The sequence below is a fragment of the Streptomyces neyagawaensis genome (genome assembly GCF_023516595.1).
GTDB classification, from domain to species: domain Bacteria; phylum Actinomycetota; class Actinomycetes; order Streptomycetales; family Streptomycetaceae; genus Streptomyces; species Streptomyces neyagawaensis.
Genome location: NZ_JAMGBG010000023.1, coordinates 217,416 through 234,048, shown reverse-complemented (window position 1 = coordinate 234,048; position 16,633 = coordinate 217,416). Strand labels below are relative to the sequence as shown.

Here is a 16,633-nt window from a genome sequence, read left to right as displayed (position 1 = left end):
GAGCGCTGGCGGCTTTTGAGGGCGTTTCAGGGCTTTCCGGGTCGGCGAAGTGGGTGCTGTGACGTGAAGGCTTACATCGTAGTCTCGCCCGCACGAACACTGCGCGAGGGTCTTCGCCATTGTGGGCATGCGATGCGCCGCCTCGCCTCTGGAGACGAGCCATCGGGGGTGTGCGTTCCCCCGATCGCCACGCATATGCCGTTGAACTGCCGGGTTTTCGGCGGTCCGGCGGTTCGGCAGATCGGGCGGGGAGTAGGCCGTGTGGGTGGTGGCCGGATGCCGCGGTGGGACAAGGACGGTGGGGGCGAGCGGACGTCACCGCCCCCGCCGCCGCGAAGAGTACTACGCCCGACCAGGGAAGAAGATCTTGACCTCGCGCTCGGCCGACTCCTCGGAGTCGGAGGCGTGGATGAGGTTCTCGCGGACGATGACGCCGTAGTCACCACGGATGGACCCGGGCGCCGCGGCGATCGGGTCGGTCGGACCCGCCAGCGCCCGCACGCCCTCGATGACGCGCTCGCCCTCGACGATCAGCGCCACGACCGGACCGGAGGACATGAACTCCACCAGCGGCTCGTAGAACGGCTTGCCCTTGTGCTCGCCGTAGTGCTGCTCCAGGGTCTCCTGGTCCAGTGTCCGCAGTTCCAGCGCGCTGATGCGCCAGCCGGCCTTCCGCTCGATTCGGCTGATGATCTCGCCGGTCAGGCCACGCCGGACGGCGTCGGGCTTGAGGAGGACGAGGGTGCGCTGGCTCACGGTGGTGACTCCTTCATTTCACAGGCGTGCGGAGCTCAGAGGCTACAGGGCGGGCCCGACCGGGCGTTACGCAGCGTCAGGACGCCCCCGCGCCGGCCTCGGTGGAGGCAGCCTGGGCCGCGAACCGGGCCTTCGCCTCGTCGATCTTGCGGCCGTAGTGGACGGACGCCCACCACAGGGCCGCGAACACCGCGCCCAGGAAGCACATGGTCGGCACGAAGAAGCCGGACAGGATCAGCGCGATCTGCAGCGCCCAGCCCAGCTGGACACCGCCGGGCCGGGTGACCAGCCCGCACAGCACGACGCACAGGAACATGGCGACACCGCTGACCGTCCAGACCGTCGACATGGCCAGGTCCGGGTCCTTCATGGCGACCAGCCCGGCGAAGCCGATCACGAAGAGCTCGCCGATCAGGGTGGAAGCACACAGGGTACGCATGGGTGAGATCAGCCCTTCCCCAGCAGCAGCCGGGCCTCGCCGACGGTGATGACGGAACCGGTGACGAGGACGCCGGCGCCCGCGAACTCGCCCTCCTCCTCGGCGAGCGTGATCGCCGCCTCCAGGGCGTCCGGCAGCCGCGGCTCGACCTGCACGCGCTCGTCGCCGAAGACCTCCACCGCGACCGCCGCCAGCTCGTCGGCGTCCATCGCCCGGTGGCTGGAGTTCTGGGTGATCACGACCTCGGCGAAGATCGGCTCGAAGGCCTCCAGGACACCCCGTACGTTCTTGTCGCCGCTCGCGCCCACGACCCCGATGAGCCGACTGAAGTCGAACGCCTCACCGACCGCCTCGGCCGTGGCCAGCGCGCCCGCCGGATTGTGCGCCGCGTCCAGCACGACCGTCGGGGACCGCCGTACGACCTCCAGCCGGCCCGGCGACGACACCGACGCGAACGCCTTGCGGACCGTCTCCGCGTCCAGCGGTTCCGGGCGCTGCGAACCGACGCCGAAGAACGCCTCGACCGCGGCCAGGGCCACGGCCGCGTTGTGCGCCTGGTACGGGCCGTGCAGCGGGAGGTACACCTCGGGGTACTCGCCGCCGAGGCCGCGCAGGGTGAGCATCTGGCCGCCGACGGCGACCTGCCGCGAGACGACCCCGAACTCCAGACCCTCGCGGGCCACGGTCGCGTCGACCTCCACGGCCTTCTTCAGCATCACCTGCGCCGCGTCGACCGGCTGCTGCGCGAGGATCACGGTCGCGTCCTGCTTGATGATCCCGGACTTCTCCACGGCGATCTCGGCGGGCGTCGAGCCCAGCCGGTCGGTGTGGTCCAGGTCGATGGGGGTGATGACGGCGACGTCCCCGTCGATGACGTTGGTGGCGTCCCAGGAGCCGCCCATCCCGACCTCGACGACGGCCACGTCGACCGGGGCGTCGGCGAAGGCGGCGTACGCCATGCCGGTGAGCACCTCGAAGAAGGAGAGCCGGTACTCCTGGGAGCCGTCCACCATCTCGACGTACGGCTTGATGTCCTGGTACGTCTCGACGAACCGCTCGGCGGAGATCGGGGCGCCGTCCAGGCTGATGCGCTCGGTGATCGACTGGACGTGCGGGGAGGTGTAGCGGCCGGTGCGCAGGTCGAAGGCGCCGAGCAGGGCCTCGACCATGCGGGCGGTGGAGGTCTTGCCGTTGGTGCCGGTGATGTGGATCGAGGGGTACGACCGCTGGGGCTCGCCGAGGACGTCCATCAGCGCGGCGATCCGCTGGACCGACGGCTCCAGCTTGGTCTCGCCCCAGCGGGTCGCGAGGTCGGCCTCGACCTCGCGCAGCGCCTTGTCGACCTCGGGGTCGGCGGGCCGCGACGGCACGTCGGACTGGGGGGCGCCGCCCTGCGCACGCAGGGTGCGGCTGCCGGCCTCGATCACCGCGAGGTCCGGGTCACGGTCCGTCTCGGCGGCGATGATCTCCTCGAAGGGGTCGATCGGGTCGGGCTGCTGGTCACTGCGTTCGCTCACGGGGTTCAGTCTACGGACCGGGCGCCCATGAGCTCGGGGGTACCCGCTGCGGGGCGACCGCGGGTCGTGGACGGCTGGTCGCGCGGTTCCCCGCGCCCCTGAAAGGGCTGCGCCCTTCCCCGCCGGGACGGCAGAAGGCCCCGGCGCCTGGAAGCACCGGGGCCTTCATGGGCCTTCGAGCGGCTACGCCTGCGGGAGACGGTCCAGCTGGGCGGTGATGCGGGTGATGTCCTCGTCCGCCTTGGCGAGGCGGCCGCGGATCTTGTCGACCACCTGGTCCGGGGCCTTCGCGAGGAACGCCTCGTTGCCCAGCTTGGCCGTGGCCTGGGCCTTCTCCTTCTCGGCGGCGGCGAGGTCCTTCGCGAGCCGCTTGCGCTCGGCGGCGACATCGATCACACCGGAGAGATCCAGCGCGACCTCGGCCCCGGCGACCGGCAGGGTCGCCGTCGCCGAGAAGCCCTCGCCCTCGGGCTGGAGGCGGAGCAGCTGGCGGATCGCCGCCTCGTGCGGGGCGAGCGCCGTGCCGTCGAGGGTGAGGCGGGCCGGGACGCGCTGGCCGGGCTGGAGGCCCTGGTCGGCGCGGAAGCGGCGGACCTCGGTGACGACCTGCTGGACCAGCTCGATCTCCCGCTCGGCGGCGTCGTCACGGAAGCCACTGTCCTTGGGCCAGTCGGCGATGACCAGGGACTCGCCGCCGGTCAGCGTCGTCCACAGGGTGTCCGTGACGAACGGGACGACGGGGTGGAGCAGGCGCAGGGTGACGTCGAGGACCTCACCGAGGACCCGCTTGCTGACCTCGGCCGGCTCGCCGCCCGCCTGGAACGTGGTCTTGGACAGCTCGACGTACCAGTCGAAGACCTCGTCCCACGCGAAGTGGAACAGGGCGTCGCTGAGCTTGGCGAACTGGAAGTCCTCGTAGTACGCGTCGACCTGCTCGACCGTCTCGTTGAGGCGGGCCAGGATCCAGCGGTCGGTCGCCGACATGCGGGACGGGTCCGGCAGCGGGCCCGCGACCGTCGCGCCGTTCATCAGCGCGAAGCGCGTCGCGTTCCAGATCTTGTTGGCGAAGTTGCGGGAGGCCTGGACCCAGTCCTCGCCGATCGGGACGTCGGTGCCCGGGTTGGCGCCGCGCGCCAGGGTGAAGCGGAGCGCGTCGGAGCCGTACTTGTCCATCCAGTCGAGCGGGTCGACGACGTTGCCGAAGGACTTCGACATCTTCTTGCCGCGCTCGTCGCGGACCAGGCCGGTCAGCGCGATGGTCTTGAAGGGGACCTCGCCGTCCATCGCGTACAGGCCGAACATCATCATCCGGGCGACCCAGAAGAAGATGATGTCGTGGCCGGTGAGCAGGACGTCGGTGGAGTAGAACTTCCGCAGGTCCTCGGTCTGTTCGGGCCAGCCGAGCGTGGAGAACGGCCACAGGCCGGAGGAGAACCAGGTGTCGAGGACGTCGGTGTCCTGGGTCCAGCCCTCGCCGGTGGGCGGCTCCTCGTCGGGGCCGACACAGACCGTCTCGCCGTTCGGGCCGTACCAGACCGGGATGCGGTGGCCCCACCAGAGCTGGCGCGAGATGCACCAGTCGAACATGTTGTCCACCCAGTCGAAGTAGCGCTTCGACATGTCCTCGGGGTGGATCTTGACCCGGCCGTCGCGGACCGCGTCGCCGGCGGCCTTGGCCAGGGGCGCGACCTTGACCCACCACTGCATCGACAGCCGTGGCTCGACGGTCGTCTTGCAGCGGGAGCAGTGGCCGACGGAGTGGAGGTACGGGCGCTTCTCGGCGACGATCCGGCCCTGCGAGCGCAGGGCGCCGACGACGGCGTCGCGTGCCTCGAAGCGGTCCTGGCCGAGGAACGGGCCGTGGACGGTGATGATGCCGTGCTCGTCCATGATCGTCATGGACGGCAGGTTGTGGCGCTGGCCGATCGCGAAGTCGTTCGGGTCGTGGGCCGGGGTGACCTTGACGGCACCCGTGCCGAACTCCGGGTCGACGTGGGTGTCGGCGACGACCGGGATGGAGCGGTCGGTCAGCGGCAGCTTGATCAGCTTGCCGATGAGGTGCTGGTACCGCTCGTCGTCCGGGTGGACGGCGACGGCGGTGTCACCGAGCATCGTCTCCGCGCGCGTGGTGGCGACGACGAGGCTGTCCTCACCCTCGCCGTAGCGGATGGAGACCAGTTCGCCGGCGTCCTCCTGGTGCTCGACCTCGATGTCGGAGATGGCCGTCAGACAGCGCGGGCACCAGTTGATGATGCGCTCGGCGCGGTAGATCAGCTCGTCGTCGTAGAGCCGCTTGAAGATGGTCTGGACGGCCTTGGACAGGCCCTCGTCCATCGTGAACCGCTCACGGTCCCAGTCGACGCCGTCGCCGAGGCGACGCATCTGGCCGAGGATCTTGCCGCCGTACTCCTCCTTCCACTGCCAGACGCGCTCGACGAACTCCTCGCGGCCCAAGTCGTGGCGGGACTTGCCCTCTTCGGCGAGCTGCTGCTCCACCTTGTTCTGCGTGGCGATGCCGGCGTGGTCCATGCCGGGGAGCCAGAGGGACTCGTACCCCTGCATGCGCTTGCGGCGCGTCAGGGCGTCCATGAGGGTGTGCTGGAAGGCGTGCCCGAGGTGCAGGCTGCCGGTGACGTTCGGCGGGGGGATGACGATGGTGTACGCGGGCTTGTCACTCTTGGCGTCGGCCGCGAAGTAACCACGCTCTACCCAGCGCTCGTACAGCGCCCCCTCTACATCGGCCGGCGCGTACTGGGTCGGCAGATCGGTGGCGGGCGCTGGAGGCTGCTGCTGAGCGTTCTCGGTCACCCGGTCAGTTTAGGGGTGTCACGGGGTCGTCCCGAAACCGGATTCTTCCGTAACGGTGTGACCCCCGGTGCGTGGGACCCCTCGCGATTGCGCCAGGATGTCAGGAACACATAAGCATCTGGAGGGGAACCCAGAACATGAGTCACAACCAGCCGGGCCCGTACGGCGGGCAGCCCCAGCAGCCCGGGCCGTACGGTCAGCCGGGCCCCTACGGCCAGCAGCAGCCGCAGGCCGCCCCCCAGCCCGGCTACGGCTACCCGCAGCAGGCGCCCCCGCAGCAGCCGGGCTACGGGTACCCGCAGCAGGCTCCCCAGGGTGTCCCGCCCCAGACCCCGCCCTACGGCCAGCCGCAGGCCCCGTACGGCGGCCAGCCGGGCTACCCGACCGTGCCCCAGCCCCCGGTGGCCCCCGGCGGTGGCGGCAAGAAGGTCGGCATCATCCTGGGCGCGGTCGCCGTGGTCGCGGCGGTCGCGGTCGGGGCGTACTTCGTCTTCGGCGGAAGCGGCAGCGCGGACATCGCGGACGACGGGCCGCACAAGCTGACTACGCCGGGGACGGTGCTCGGTGAGTACAAGAAGAAGGACAGCGGCGGCGGCGCGCTGTCCGACAGCGACGTCAAGGACGCCGAGAAGTGGGGTGTGAAGAACCCCAAGGACGTCAGCGCGTCGTACGTGGCCGGCAACGAGAACAACCCGATGGCGCAGAAGCAGCTGCACTTCAGCGGCGTGTACGGGGAGATCGAGGACCCCGAGGCGGTCGTCGACGCCATGCTGGACCACATGCAGTCCGAATCCGGGAAGGACGACGACGACGTGAAGGTCACCATGGTCGGTGACCCCAAGTCGTACGACTCCGCCGAGGGCGCCGTCCTCAAGTGCCAGGACGCCAAGATGGAGCCCACGGACGGCAACACGAGCGGCGGGCCGAGCGAGATGAACCTCTCGTTCTGCGTCTGGGGCGACTACAGCACGGTCGGCATGGTGATGCCGATGGACCTCGCGAGCATCATGGCCGAGAAGGCGACGGACCAGTCCAAGGCCGCGGACACCACCGCGAAGCTCCGCGACGAGGTACGCGTCAAGGCCTGACGGGTGTTCACGGAGGGGCGTTCCGCAAGCATGCGGGGCGCCCCTCCGCCGTCTTCTTCAGGCCCGAGTGCAAGCTTGCGTAGCGTGCCGAACCGTCACACCAACACCTCGGAGATCGGCTATGCAGGCAGGGCTGGGGCCAAAGATCAGATCCTTGCCGCACGCCTCCGTCACAACCGGCCCAACTCTGTACCCCTTGCTCTTGAGGTACTCGACGCAATCGAACGCGTCAGCATGCGCCGTACCCGCCGTGACCACGGGCATGACCCCCGCCGCCGCGACCACGCTGAGCACTGCCAGGAAACGCCTTGCCTTCAACGTCAGAATCCTTCCGTTCACGGTCTCGGGGTGGTCGGCCCCGAGGCGGACAGAAGATCACTTGAAGTGCTCATGGCGCCAGCGGATACATGGTGCCTGGCCGGATCTCGTCGCAGATCAACGCAAGAGGGCACCCAAGGCGATGCCTCGGGTGCCCTCTTGGCGCATGTGTCCGGCGGTTACGCCGTCTTCTGTTCGCCCGATCCTCGGCCGCGCGCGTCCCTCGGGATCAGGGTCGGGTTGACGTTGGAGTGGACCACGTCTGCCGTGATGACCACGCGGGCCACGTCCTTGCGGGACGGGACCTCGTACATGACCGACATCAGGACCTCCTCCATGATGGCGCGCAGGCCGCGCGCGCCCGTCTGGCGGAGGATGGCTTGGTCGGCGATGGCCTCCAGGGCCTCGCGCTCGAAGTCCAGCTCGACCCCGTCGAGTTCGAACAGGCGCTGGTACTGCTTCACCAGGGCGTTGCGGGGCTCCACCAGGATCTGGAGGAGTGCCTCGCGGTCCAGGTTGTGGACCGAGGTGATGACCGGGAGGCGGCCGATGAATTCGGGGATCATGCCGAACTTGACCAGGTCCTCGGGCATGACGTCCTCGAACTGGTCCTTGGACTCCAGCTCCCGCTTCGAGCGGATCGTCGCGCCGAAGCCGATGCCCTTTGCGCCCGCCCGCGACTCGATGATCTTCTCCAGGCCGGCGAACGCACCGCCCACGATGAACAGGACGTTCGTCGTGTCGATCTGGATGAACTCCTGGTGCGGGTGCTTGCGGCCGCCCTGCGGCGGCACCGAGGCCGTGGTGCCTTCGAGGATCTTGAGCAGGGCCTGCTGGACGCCCTCGCCGCTCACATCCCGTGTGATCGAGGGGTTCTCACTCTTCCGCGCGACCTTGTCGATCTCATCGATGTAGATGATCCCGGTCTCGGCCTTCTTGACGTCGTAGTCGGCCGCCTGGATGAGCTTCAGGAGGATGTTCTCGACGTCCTCGCCCACATAGCCGGCCTCCGTCAGCGCCGTCGCGTCCGCGATGGCGAACGGGACGTTCAGCATGCGGGCCAGCGTCTGGGCGAGCAGGGTCTTGCCGGAGCCGGTGGGGCCGAGCAGCAGGATGTTGGACTTCGCCAACTCGATGGCGTCCTCGCGGCTTTGACCGCCGCCGTTCTCGCCGGCCTGGACGCGCTTGTAGTGGTTGTACACCGCGACCGACAGGGCCTTCTTGGCGGCCTCCTGGCCGACCACGTACCCCTCGAGGAACTCGTAGATCTCGCGGGGCTTCGGGAGCTCCTCCCAGCGGACCTCACTGGTCTCCGCGAGTTCTTCCTCGATGATCTCGTTGCAGAGGTCGATGCACTCGTCGCAGATGTACACACCGGGCCCTGCGATGAGCTTCTTGACCTGCTTCTGGCTCTTGCCGCAGAACGAGCACTTGAGCAGATCGCCGCCGTCACCGATGCGTGCCACGGTGTGCTTCCCCTTCGCCTGGGAGACGACTGGACGATTGGAATCCAGCGGCTCCTGGTGCTGCCTTATGTCGACGGTACCTTGCCGGGCCCCCCGTTCGGGCCCCCCTTGGCACGGTTCACTTTGACGTGCACCTTGTCGTGCACTGGGTCAAACGGTGCCAACCATGCCAAGGGGCGGCGAACAATACAGGCTTTCCGCCGTCAGCGGACGCTGCTGTTGTTCATCTTCCGCGTGGAGATGATCTGGTCGATCAGGCCGTACGAGAGCGCGTCCTCGGCCGTGAGGATCTTGTCGCGCTCGATGTCCTCGCGGATCTTCTCGATCGGCGTGGTGGAGTGCTTGGCCAGCATCTCCTCCAGCTGCGCACGCATCCGGAGGATCTCGTTGGCGGCGATCTCCAGGTCGGAGACCTGACCGCGGCCCGTCTCGCTGTACGGCTGGTGGATCAGCACGCGCGCGTTCGGCAGCGCCATGCGCTTGCCGGGCGTACCGGCGGCCAGCAGGATCGCCGCGGCGGAGGCCGCCTGGCCCATGCAGACCGTCTGGATGTCCGGCTTCACGAACTGCATCGTGTCGTAGATCGCGGTGAGCGCCGTGAAGGAGCCGCCGGGGCTGTTGATGTAGACCGAAATGTCACGGTCGGGGTCCATCGACTCCAGGCACAGCAGCTGCGCCATGACGTCGTTGGCGGAGGCGTCGTCGATCTGGACGCCGAGGAAGATCACCCGCTCCTCGAAGAGCTTCGCGTACGGGTCGTACTCGCGGATGCCCTGCGAGGTGCGCTCGACGAAGCGCGGGATCACATAACGGGACTCGGCCGTGGGGCCGGTGTACTGGGAGCGCGCACGGTCGTCGAGGCCGCGGCCGGGAAAGTCGTTCACTGTGGGTCTCCTGGAAGCCTGAGAGGGGCTGAGGCGGTCGGCTGGGGCTTTCGGGGGGTGCGGGTCGGCTGCCGCCGGGCTGCGCGCCGTCGTACGTCCGTGACGGGCGTCGTACGGCCGCCGTACGCCCCGTACGGCGCCCGGAGCCGGTCCTTCCGCCGAGGGCCCTCCTACGGGCCCCTGCGGCGTCCGGACGCGGCCGGGTCGCGTACGGCGACGCGCGGCACGGCGGGTGCCGTTACGCCTGCCCGGCCCCGGTGCCGCCGCCGCCCGGCATGCCGGCAGCCGTGGCGATGACGTCGTCGATGAGGCCGTACTCCTTGGCCTCGAAGGCGTCGAACCAGCGGTCGCGGTCCGAGTCGCGGGTGATCTGCTCGACCGACTGGCCGGTGTGCTGCGACGTGAGCTCGGCCATGCGCTTCTTGGTGTGCAGCAGCCGCTCGGCGTGGATCTTGATGTCCGAGGCCGAGCCGGCGAGGCCGGCGGAGGGCTGGTGGATCAGGATCTCGGCGTTCGGCAGCGCGAAGCGCTTGCCGGGGGTGCCCGCGCTGAGGAGGAACTGACCCATCGAGGCCGCGAGGCCCATGGCGATGGTCACCACGTCGTTCTTGATGTACTGCATGGTGTCGTAGATCGCCATGCCGGCCGTGATCGAACCGCCCGGGCTGTTGATGTACAGGTAAATGTCCTTGTCCGGGTCGGCGGCAAGGAGCAGCAGCTGTGCGGTGATCTTGTTCGCGATGTCGTCGTCGACCGGCTGGCCGAGGAAGATGATCCGCTCGTTGAGCAGCCGGTTGTAGACATGGTCGCCGAGGCCACCGCCGATGGAAGGTTCGCCGGCGGCGGAGGGCATCAGATTCGTCACGTATCCACCTGCTCGTCTTACGACGGCGCCGGGCCGTCTCACGTTTCCCTGCGGGGGCCTCCGGCGGTTTCGCCGAGTGCTCCGGCCCCGTATTCATGGACCCTAACGCGGAGGCTCCGCCGGGGAATCCCGCAAAGGGAACTGTTCGCTGTCAGCGCATGCGCTCCGCTGCGGGAACAGGGGCGCCGTGTCACCCCCGGCCCCGCCCACGGGCGCAGGAAAGTGCGCGACCGGCCCATGGCAAAGCCGCACCCGCCGATCCGCCTGGCGTGACAGACGCGAGTGCGGCTCGTACGGGGCTGGTCGCGCAGTTCCACGCGCCCCTGGGTAGGCCGACGGGCCCCCGGGTCACAAGTGATCCGGGGGCCCGTCATGGCGCTGTGAGCGGAGCGATCAGGCCTCGTTCTTCTCCTCGGCGGCGGCCACGGGGGCCTCCTCGGCGGCCTCGGCGGCAGCCGGGGTCTCCTCGGCGGAGCCCTCCGTGGTCTCGTCCTCGTCCTCGTCGTCGAGGTCGACGAGCTCGCCGTTGGTGTCCTTGACCGTGGACGCCTCGACGACCAGGGCCAGGGCCTTGCCGCGGGCGACCTCGCCGACCAGGAGCTGGACCTGGTTGTTCTGGACGACGGCCTGGGCGAACTGGTCGGGGGACATGCCGGAGGAGGCCGCACGCCGCATCAGGTGCTCGGTGAGCTCCTCCTGGTTGACGTTCAGCTTCTCCTTGGCGACCAGCTCGTCGAGGACGAACTGGGTCTTGATGCCCTTGACGGCCGCTTCCTTGGTCTCGGCGTCGAACTCCTCGACCGTCTTGCCCTGGATCTCGAGGTACTTCTCGAGGTCGAGACCCATCTGGCCGAGCTGGTGGTGCTCCAGGTTGTGCTTGCGGGTGTTGATCTCGTCCTCGAGCAGCTTCTCGGGGACGGGCACCTCGACGAGCTCCAGCAGCTTCTCCAGGACGCGCTCCTGGGCCTGCGTGGCCTGGTCGTACTGCTTCATGTTCTCCAGGCGCTTGCGGCTGTCCGCGCGCAGCTCCTCGAGGGTGTCGAACTCGGAGGCGAGCTGAGCGAACTCGTCGTCCAGCTCCGGCAGCTCACGGGCGGCGACCTGGGTGACCTTGACGGTGACCTCGGCCTCCTTGCCCGCCGCCGAGCCGCCCTTCAGCTCGGAGGTGAAGGTGGCCTCGGCCCCGGCCTCCAGGCCCTTCACGGCGTCGTCGATGCCGTCGAGCAGCTCGCCCGAGCCGATCGTGTAGGAGACGCCCTCGGCGACGCCGTCCTCCAGGACCTCGCCGTCGACCTTGGCCTGCAGGTCGATGGTGACGACGTCGCCATCCTCGGCGGCCCGCTCGACCGGGGAGGTCGAGGCGAAGCGCTCACGGAGCTGCTCGACCGCCTTGTCGATGTCCTCGTCGGTGACCTCGACGGCGTCGACCTCGACCTCGATGCCGGAGAAGTCCGGGATCTCGATGGTCGGGCGGACGTCGACCTCGGCGGTGAAGTTCAGCGTCTCGCCGTCCTTCAGCTCCGTGATGTCGACCTCGGGCTGGCCGAGGACGTTGAGCTCGGCCTCGTTGACCGCCTCGGTGTAGAGCTTCGGAAGCGCGTCGTTGACAGCCTCCTCCAGCACGGCACCGCGACCGAACCGCTGGTCGATGACCCGGGCCGGGATCTTGCCCTTGCGGAAGCCCTTCACCGTGACCTGCTGGTTGATCTTCTTGTACGCCGCGTCGAGGCTGTCCTTGAGCTCCTCGAAGGGCACCTCGACAGTGAGCCGAACCCGAGTCGGGTTCAGGGTCTCCACGGCGCTCTTCACGGTTCGGTCTCCTTGTGGCTGACTTCTTGGGGTTCTGCTGGGTCCCCTGCCGGATCCGGCAGAGCCTCAGCGGATTCGCGGCCCTTGAGAGACGTGAGAGTGCAGACACACGGGCGCGCAGCTTGCATAGTAACCGCAGGCGGTACACGCCCCAAAAGGTGATCTTGAGACACCGCGTGCCATGCGGGGTCGTGCCCTGGCAGACCCCGGCCGATCGGCCCGGCGGGTTCCGGCTGGTGGTCGGGGTGGCGGGATTTGAACCCACGGCCTTCCGCTCCCAAAGCGGACGCGCTACCAAGCTGCGCCACACCCCGTCTGGTGCGACACGTAGGGTACATGTCCCGGGCCAGAGGAGCCGCCGTATTTGCCGAGTGCGCGGGCGCGTGCGCGGGCGGGCGCGCGGGGCGACCGGAAGGGGTGTGCGACGAGGGCGCCCGACCCGCTACGATGCCTTCAGTGCCGCGGTCTCCCGACCTGCGGCGCGACCTGTGCGGGCGTAGCTCAATGGTAGAGCCCTAGTCTTCCAAACTAGCTACGCGGGTTCGATTCCCGTCGCCCGCTCCACCGGCCTCCGGCCCGGTTCCGAGGGACTCCCTCGGAACCGGGCCGGAGGTCTTTTCGCGCGTCATGTGTGGCGCGGCGCGCTCGCGACCGTGTGGCGCGGTGCCCTCGCGGTGCGTCTCGCGGCGCCTCCGCTGGAGCGCTAGAACTGGATCGAGTTGATCGTTTCCGCTATCGAGTTCAGGAAGCGTTGGATGTCGTCGGCCATGCCGGTGGAGGCGAGGAAGAAGCCGAAGAGGATGGCGACGACGGCCGGGCCGGCCTTGATCGTCCCGCCCCTCATCAGAACGATGAGGATGATCCCCAGCAAGAGAACCACTGACAGCGAAATGGCCACAACAGATCACACCCTCGGTCGGTCCGCACTCCCGGCCCGGGGCGCCGACCCCACGCGCACCCCGCCAGAACCATCGTGCCACCAACCAGGCCGTCCTATGCGGCGGGTGAGGCAACGTCGGCCACAGTGACGCAGATCCGCGGGCGTGCCCGCGACCGGCGAGAGGCTGTCGGGAGTGAATTCACGGTGATCGTTTCCGTGCACACACATCCCGTTCGCAGGTAATTCGAATTGTTGCCACAGACACATCAAGGGCCGTGCGGAGAACGGTAATTAACCGGACATTCCGCCGGAGTCGCCCGAGCATGTTATGCACCGTTTAGTCCGGATGTATACGGACAGAAGGGTGCTGGGCCATGCTGCTTCGGTGCACGGACAGTCACGCTCTGACTGATGCTCACTTCACCGAATCCCGGGTACCCGGAGAGGACACGCACTCACCAATACGGGATTAACGTCGATGGTTTTACTGACTCGCACAGACAACGCTAGGGTGCCTCAGATGTTCACCGCTGCCTCGTCCCCCCCTTGCGCAGCGAGTGCTCGGACCGGCCCGCGTCGTTCACGGCGGGAGGGTCTGTGACGAACTCGCTGCGACCGCATGGCCACACCAGCGCGCCGCTCCCCCCGGCCCAGTCGTCGGCGGACGGAGTGCCGAGTCCGCGCTCGCTGAAGTCCTCGTCCCCCCACCCGGCCACGAGCGCCGCGTCACCGGACACCAGACCGGCCAGACAACGCGACGCGTTCTTCGACAACGCCAAGTACCTGGCCATCGTGTTCGTCGCGATGGGTCACGCCTGGGAGCCGCTGACCGACCACAGTCGCGCCGCCGAGGCGCTGTACATGGTCGTCTACACCTTCCACATGCCGGCGTTCATCATCATCTCCGGCTATTTCTCCCGCAGTTTCGACATGCGCCCCGACCGGCTGCGGCGGCTGGTCACCGGCATAGCGGTGCCGTACGTGCTGTTCGAGATCGCGTACTCGGTCTTCAAGCAGTACGCCGACGACGACCCGTCGCACCCGATCAGCCTGCTCGACCCCTGGTATCTCACCTGGTTCCTGATCGCGCTGTTCGTCTGGCGGCTGACGACGCCGCTGTGGAAGGTCGTCCGCTGGCCGGTGCCGCTCGCGCTCGCCATCGCGGCGCTCGCCTCCGTGTCGCCGGACATCGGTGACGACCTCGACCTCCAGCGCGTCCTGCAGTTCCTGCCGTTCTTCGTGGTGGGTCTGTTCATGAAGCCTGCGCACTTCCAGTTCATGCGCCGCCGTGAGGTGCGGATGCTGTCCGTGCCGGTGCTGGCGGGTGCGCTGGCGATGGCGTACTGGCTGGGCCCGGACATGAACTCGGCCTGGTTCTACCACCGGGACAGCGCCCAGGAGCTGGGTGCTCCGTGGTGGGCCGGTGTCGTGATGACCTTCGCGCTGTTCGGCTGCTCCATGGTGCTGACCACGTGCTTCTTCGCCTGGGTCCCCCGGCGGAAGATGTGGTTCACCGTGCTCGGCGCGGGCACCCTGTACGGCTATCTGCTGCACGGGTTCCTCGCCAAGGGCTCGCGTTTCTGGGACTGGTACGACCTCAACGCGTGGATCTACCAGCCGCTCGGCGAACTGTTCGTGACCTTCTTCGCGGCCGCCGTCATCACCGTGCTGTGCACGCCGCCGGTGCAGCGGATGTTCCGGTTCGCGATGGAGCCGAAGATGGAGTGGGCCTTCAAGCGGGACGCCACCGAGCTGGCCCGCGAGCGTGGGAAGGCCGGCGCGAGGGCCTGACTCTCAGCCGTCCTGCTCGTCCCTGACCTCCTCGGTCGCCGGTTCGTCCGGCAGACCGAGGAGGTTTCGCATGTGGGCGTACTTGTGGGTCAGCCGGGCGCGGGTGAACTCGTCGAGGACGGCCAGGCGGGCCGGGTTCGCGTTGTGGGCGAGGTCGGACTGCTTGACGAGGACGGCGCCCGGGGTGGCGAGGATGCGCGCGGCGTACGCCTCCGGGGCCTCTCCGGGGCGCTTGGTGAGGGCCAGCACGATGTCCTTCGTACGGGCGGTCAGCGGGGCCTCGGCGAGCCAGTCCTCGGTGAGGGCCTCGTCCTCGATGGCGTCGTGCAGCCAGGCAGCGGCGATCTGGTCCTCGTCGCCGCCGCGGGCGGCCACGCCGTGCGCGACCGCCTGGAGGTGCTCGGCGTAGGGACGGCCCGCCTTGTCGGTCTGGGCGGCGTGGGCGCCACGGGCGACGGCTTCGATGTCCGCGAGGGAGAGGGGCATGGGGTCGACTCCTGTGGTGTGTCGGGCGGGCGGGATCCCGGTGGCCGTTTCGCCCGGTCCCCGCGCACCCTGATGGGTGGTACGGCCGGTCTCCGCGACCTCTGGTGGCCGGTTCACCCGGTCCCCGCGCCTCCCGGGGGGGCGCGCCCTGTCACTTCGGGGCCGTGGGGCCCTCTCGGCAGATCAGGAGCAGGGCCCGGTCGTCGTTGACGTCCTTGGCGACCGCTTCGATGAGGTGCCAGGCGGCGCCGTGGAAGCCGCCGGGGACGTAGCGGTCGGCCTCGCCGGTGAGGCGGTCGATGCCCTCGACTATGTCGCGGTCGGAGGTCTCGACGAGGCCGTCGGTGAACAGCATGAGGACGTCGCCGGGGCGCAGCGAGCCCTTCACGGGGTCGAACTGGGCGCCGTCGTAGACACCGAGGAGCGGGCCCTCGGCGGCCTTCTCCTCCCAGCGGCCGGTGCCGGCGCTGAGCTGGAGGCCGGGCGGGTGGCCCGCGGAGAAGAGTTCGTAGTCGCCGGAGTCGAGGTCGAGGACGAGGTGGATGGAGGTCGCGAAGCCCTCGTCCCAGTCCTGACGGAGGAGGTAGCCGTTCGCCGCCGGGAGGAACGCGTGCGGTGGGAGCGATCCCAGCAGGCCGCCGAAGGCGCCGGAGAGAAGGAGGGCGCGGGAGCCGGCGTCCATGCCCTTGCCGGAGACGTCGGTGAGGACGACTTCGAGGGTGCGGCCGCCGTTGGTGCGGGCCGCGACGACGAAGTCACCGGAGAACGACTGGCCGCCGGCGGGGCGCAGCGCCATCTCGCGGTGCCAGCCGGCAGGCAGCTGCGGCAACTTGCTCTGCACCCGGATGCGTTCACGGAGGTCGAAGAGCATGGTGCCGCCGCGCCGCCAGGGGACGCCGACACGGCTGCGGAACTGGGCGATGAGCAGGCCGAAGAACCCGCAGGCGGCGACCACGAGCACGATGCCGGGGGTCACTCTCGCCGGTCCCTCGGTGTAGGGGCCGAGGTTCACGGACTCGATGATCAGCGCGGTCGCGGCGGCGGCGTACAGGCCGAGGAGGCTGGCGGGACGCAGCAGGAGGCCGCCCGCGACGATGGGCAGGACCAGCGCGGCGGGCGAGAACCACACCGGGTCGATCATGGTGAGCATCGCGATGAGCGGGATCATCAGCAGCAGACCGGCCAGGGCGACCCAGTCGGAGCCGTCGCCGCGGAAGTAGTCGACGGCGGATTTGCGCACGCCGGTGCGGACCCGGTGAACCAGCTTCTTCATCCGGGCCGTGAACGTATCGGCCGCCGCGCGCCGCTCTCGTCCTGCTGCCATTGTTCGGGACCTTATCCATCGGACCAGCCCCTGTGCACAGGAGGTCCTACTTGTCCCCCTTCCGAGGGCCGGTTCACGACGAATCTCACACAGATCTCACACGGGAGCCGTCTTGCGGCCCTCGCGCGGCACCTGTGAAGGATCCCACGATGTCCCCGTTCGGCATGGGGAAATTGACTCGCTCGTGACGAAGGGCGCTGCT

13 protein-coding genes and 2 tRNA genes are annotated in these 16,633 nt (G+C 68.9%); 3 read left to right on the top strand and 12 right to left on the bottom strand.

Annotation, left to right across the window (positions count from 1 at the left end; translation table 11 throughout):
- Positions 1-342: 342 nt before the first annotated feature.
- The 4 genes from ndk to M8J73_RS12620 form a co-directional block, all read right to left on the bottom strand.
- Positions 343-756 carry a nucleoside-diphosphate kinase gene (gene ndk, locus M8J73_RS12635; RefSeq protein ID WP_055539862.1) on the bottom strand — a complete coding sequence of 138 codons (414 nt, stop codon included), beginning with the start codon at positions 754-756 and terminating at the stop codon, positions 343-345.
- Positions 757-832: 76 nt separating this feature from the next.
- A complete protein-coding gene (locus tag M8J73_RS12630) occupies positions 833-1,195 on the bottom strand; it encodes a DUF4233 domain-containing protein (protein ID WP_055539861.1) in 363 nt (120 codons plus the stop codon).
- An 8-nt stretch (positions 1,196-1,203) separates the two neighbouring features.
- A complete protein-coding gene (gene folC, locus M8J73_RS12625; RefSeq protein ID WP_055539860.1) occupies positions 1,204-2,712 on the bottom strand; it encodes a bifunctional tetrahydrofolate synthase/dihydrofolate synthase in 1,509 nt (502 codons plus the stop codon).
- Positions 2,713-2,895: 183 nt separating this feature from the next.
- Complete coding sequence (locus M8J73_RS12620; protein ID WP_249828611.1) at positions 2,896-5,520, bottom strand: valine--tRNA ligase; 2,625 nt, start codon at positions 5,518-5,520, stop codon at positions 2,896-2,898.
- 137 nt (positions 5,521-5,657) lie between these two features.
- On the opposite strand from M8J73_RS12620, the gene M8J73_RS12615 reads away from it, so the two are divergent.
- Positions 5,658-6,608: a hypothetical protein gene (locus M8J73_RS12615; protein WP_249828610.1), complete on the top strand. Its 951-nt coding sequence runs from the start codon at positions 5,658-5,660 to the stop codon at positions 6,606-6,608.
- A 497-nt stretch (positions 6,609-7,105) separates the two neighbouring features.
- Here the strand turns inward: M8J73_RS12615 and clpX are convergent, their stop codons facing one another.
- From clpX to M8J73_RS12590, 5 genes are all read right to left on the bottom strand, one after another.
- Positions 7,106-8,392, bottom strand: coding sequence for an ATP-dependent Clp protease ATP-binding subunit ClpX (gene clpX, locus M8J73_RS12610; RefSeq protein WP_055519445.1), 1,287 nt, complete (start codon positions 8,390-8,392; stop codon positions 7,106-7,108).
- Between the two features lie 203 nt (positions 8,393-8,595).
- Entirely contained in the window at positions 8,596-9,276 is a 681-nt protein-coding gene (locus tag M8J73_RS12605) for an ATP-dependent Clp protease proteolytic subunit (protein WP_055542009.1), read from the bottom strand.
- Between the two features lie 238 nt (positions 9,277-9,514).
- Positions 9,515-10,129 (bottom strand): ATP-dependent Clp protease proteolytic subunit, encoded by a 615-nt coding sequence (locus M8J73_RS12600; protein ID WP_055519442.1) that lies wholly within the window; start codon positions 10,127-10,129, stop codon positions 9,515-9,517.
- A gap of 405 nt (positions 10,130-10,534) precedes the next feature.
- Positions 10,535-11,950, bottom strand: a complete 1,416-nt coding sequence (gene tig / locus M8J73_RS12595) for a trigger factor (RefSeq protein ID WP_055539020.1) — start codon at positions 11,948-11,950, stop codon at positions 10,535-10,537.
- 237 nt (positions 11,951-12,187) lie between these two features.
- Positions 12,188-12,264, bottom strand: a tRNA-Pro gene (locus M8J73_RS12590).
- A gap of 176 nt (positions 12,265-12,440) precedes the next feature.
- On the opposite strand from M8J73_RS12590, the gene M8J73_RS12585 reads away from it, so the two are divergent.
- Positions 12,441-12,514 (top strand) — tRNA-Gly (locus M8J73_RS12585).
- Positions 12,515-12,653: 139 nt separating this feature from the next.
- Here the strand turns inward: M8J73_RS12585 and M8J73_RS12580 are convergent.
- Positions 12,654-12,848, bottom strand: a complete 195-nt coding sequence (locus M8J73_RS12580; protein WP_055517972.1) for a hypothetical protein — start codon at positions 12,846-12,848, stop codon at positions 12,654-12,656.
- Between the two features lie 579 nt (positions 12,849-13,427).
- On the opposite strand from M8J73_RS12580, the gene M8J73_RS12575 reads away from it, so the two are divergent.
- Positions 13,428-14,621, top strand: a complete 1,194-nt coding sequence (locus tag M8J73_RS12575; protein ID WP_055539021.1) for an acyltransferase family protein — start codon at positions 13,428-13,430, stop codon at positions 14,619-14,621.
- Between the two features lie 3 nt (positions 14,622-14,624).
- On the opposite strand, the gene M8J73_RS12570 is transcribed toward M8J73_RS12575, so the two are convergent.
- Together M8J73_RS12570 and M8J73_RS12565 are read right to left on the bottom strand one after the other, a co-directional pair.
- Positions 14,625-15,107, bottom strand: a complete 483-nt coding sequence (locus M8J73_RS12570) for an HD domain-containing protein (RefSeq protein WP_055539022.1) — start codon at positions 15,105-15,107, stop codon at positions 14,625-14,627.
- Positions 15,108-15,258: 151 nt separating this feature from the next.
- Positions 15,259-16,431 carry a PP2C family protein-serine/threonine phosphatase gene (locus M8J73_RS12565; protein WP_055539023.1) on the bottom strand — a complete coding sequence of 391 codons (1,173 nt, stop codon included), beginning with the start codon at positions 16,429-16,431 and terminating at the stop codon, positions 15,259-15,261.
- Between the last annotated feature and the right edge of the window lie 202 nt (positions 16,432-16,633).

Bases quoted from the DNA above. Each gene is read 5' to 3' on its own strand.
- M8J73_RS12600 (WP_055519442.1), bottom strand. From the start codon at position 10,129: ATGCCCTCCGCCGCCGGCGAACCTTCCATCGGCGGTGGCCTCGGCGAC.
- M8J73_RS12570 (WP_055539022.1), bottom strand. From the start codon at position 15,107: ATGCCCCTCTCCCTCGCGGACATCGAAGCCGTCGCCCGTGGCGCCCAC.
- M8J73_RS12565 (WP_055539023.1), bottom strand. From the start codon at position 16,431: ATGGCAGCAGGACGAGAGCGGCGCGCGGCGGCCGATACGTTCACGGCC.
- M8J73_RS12615 (WP_249828610.1), top strand. From the start codon at position 5,658: ATGAGTCACAACCAGCCGGGCCCGTACGGCGGGCAGCCCCAGCAGCCC.
- M8J73_RS12630 (WP_055539861.1), bottom strand. From the start codon at position 1,195: ATGCGTACCCTGTGTGCTTCCACCCTGATCGGCGAGCTCTTCGTGATC.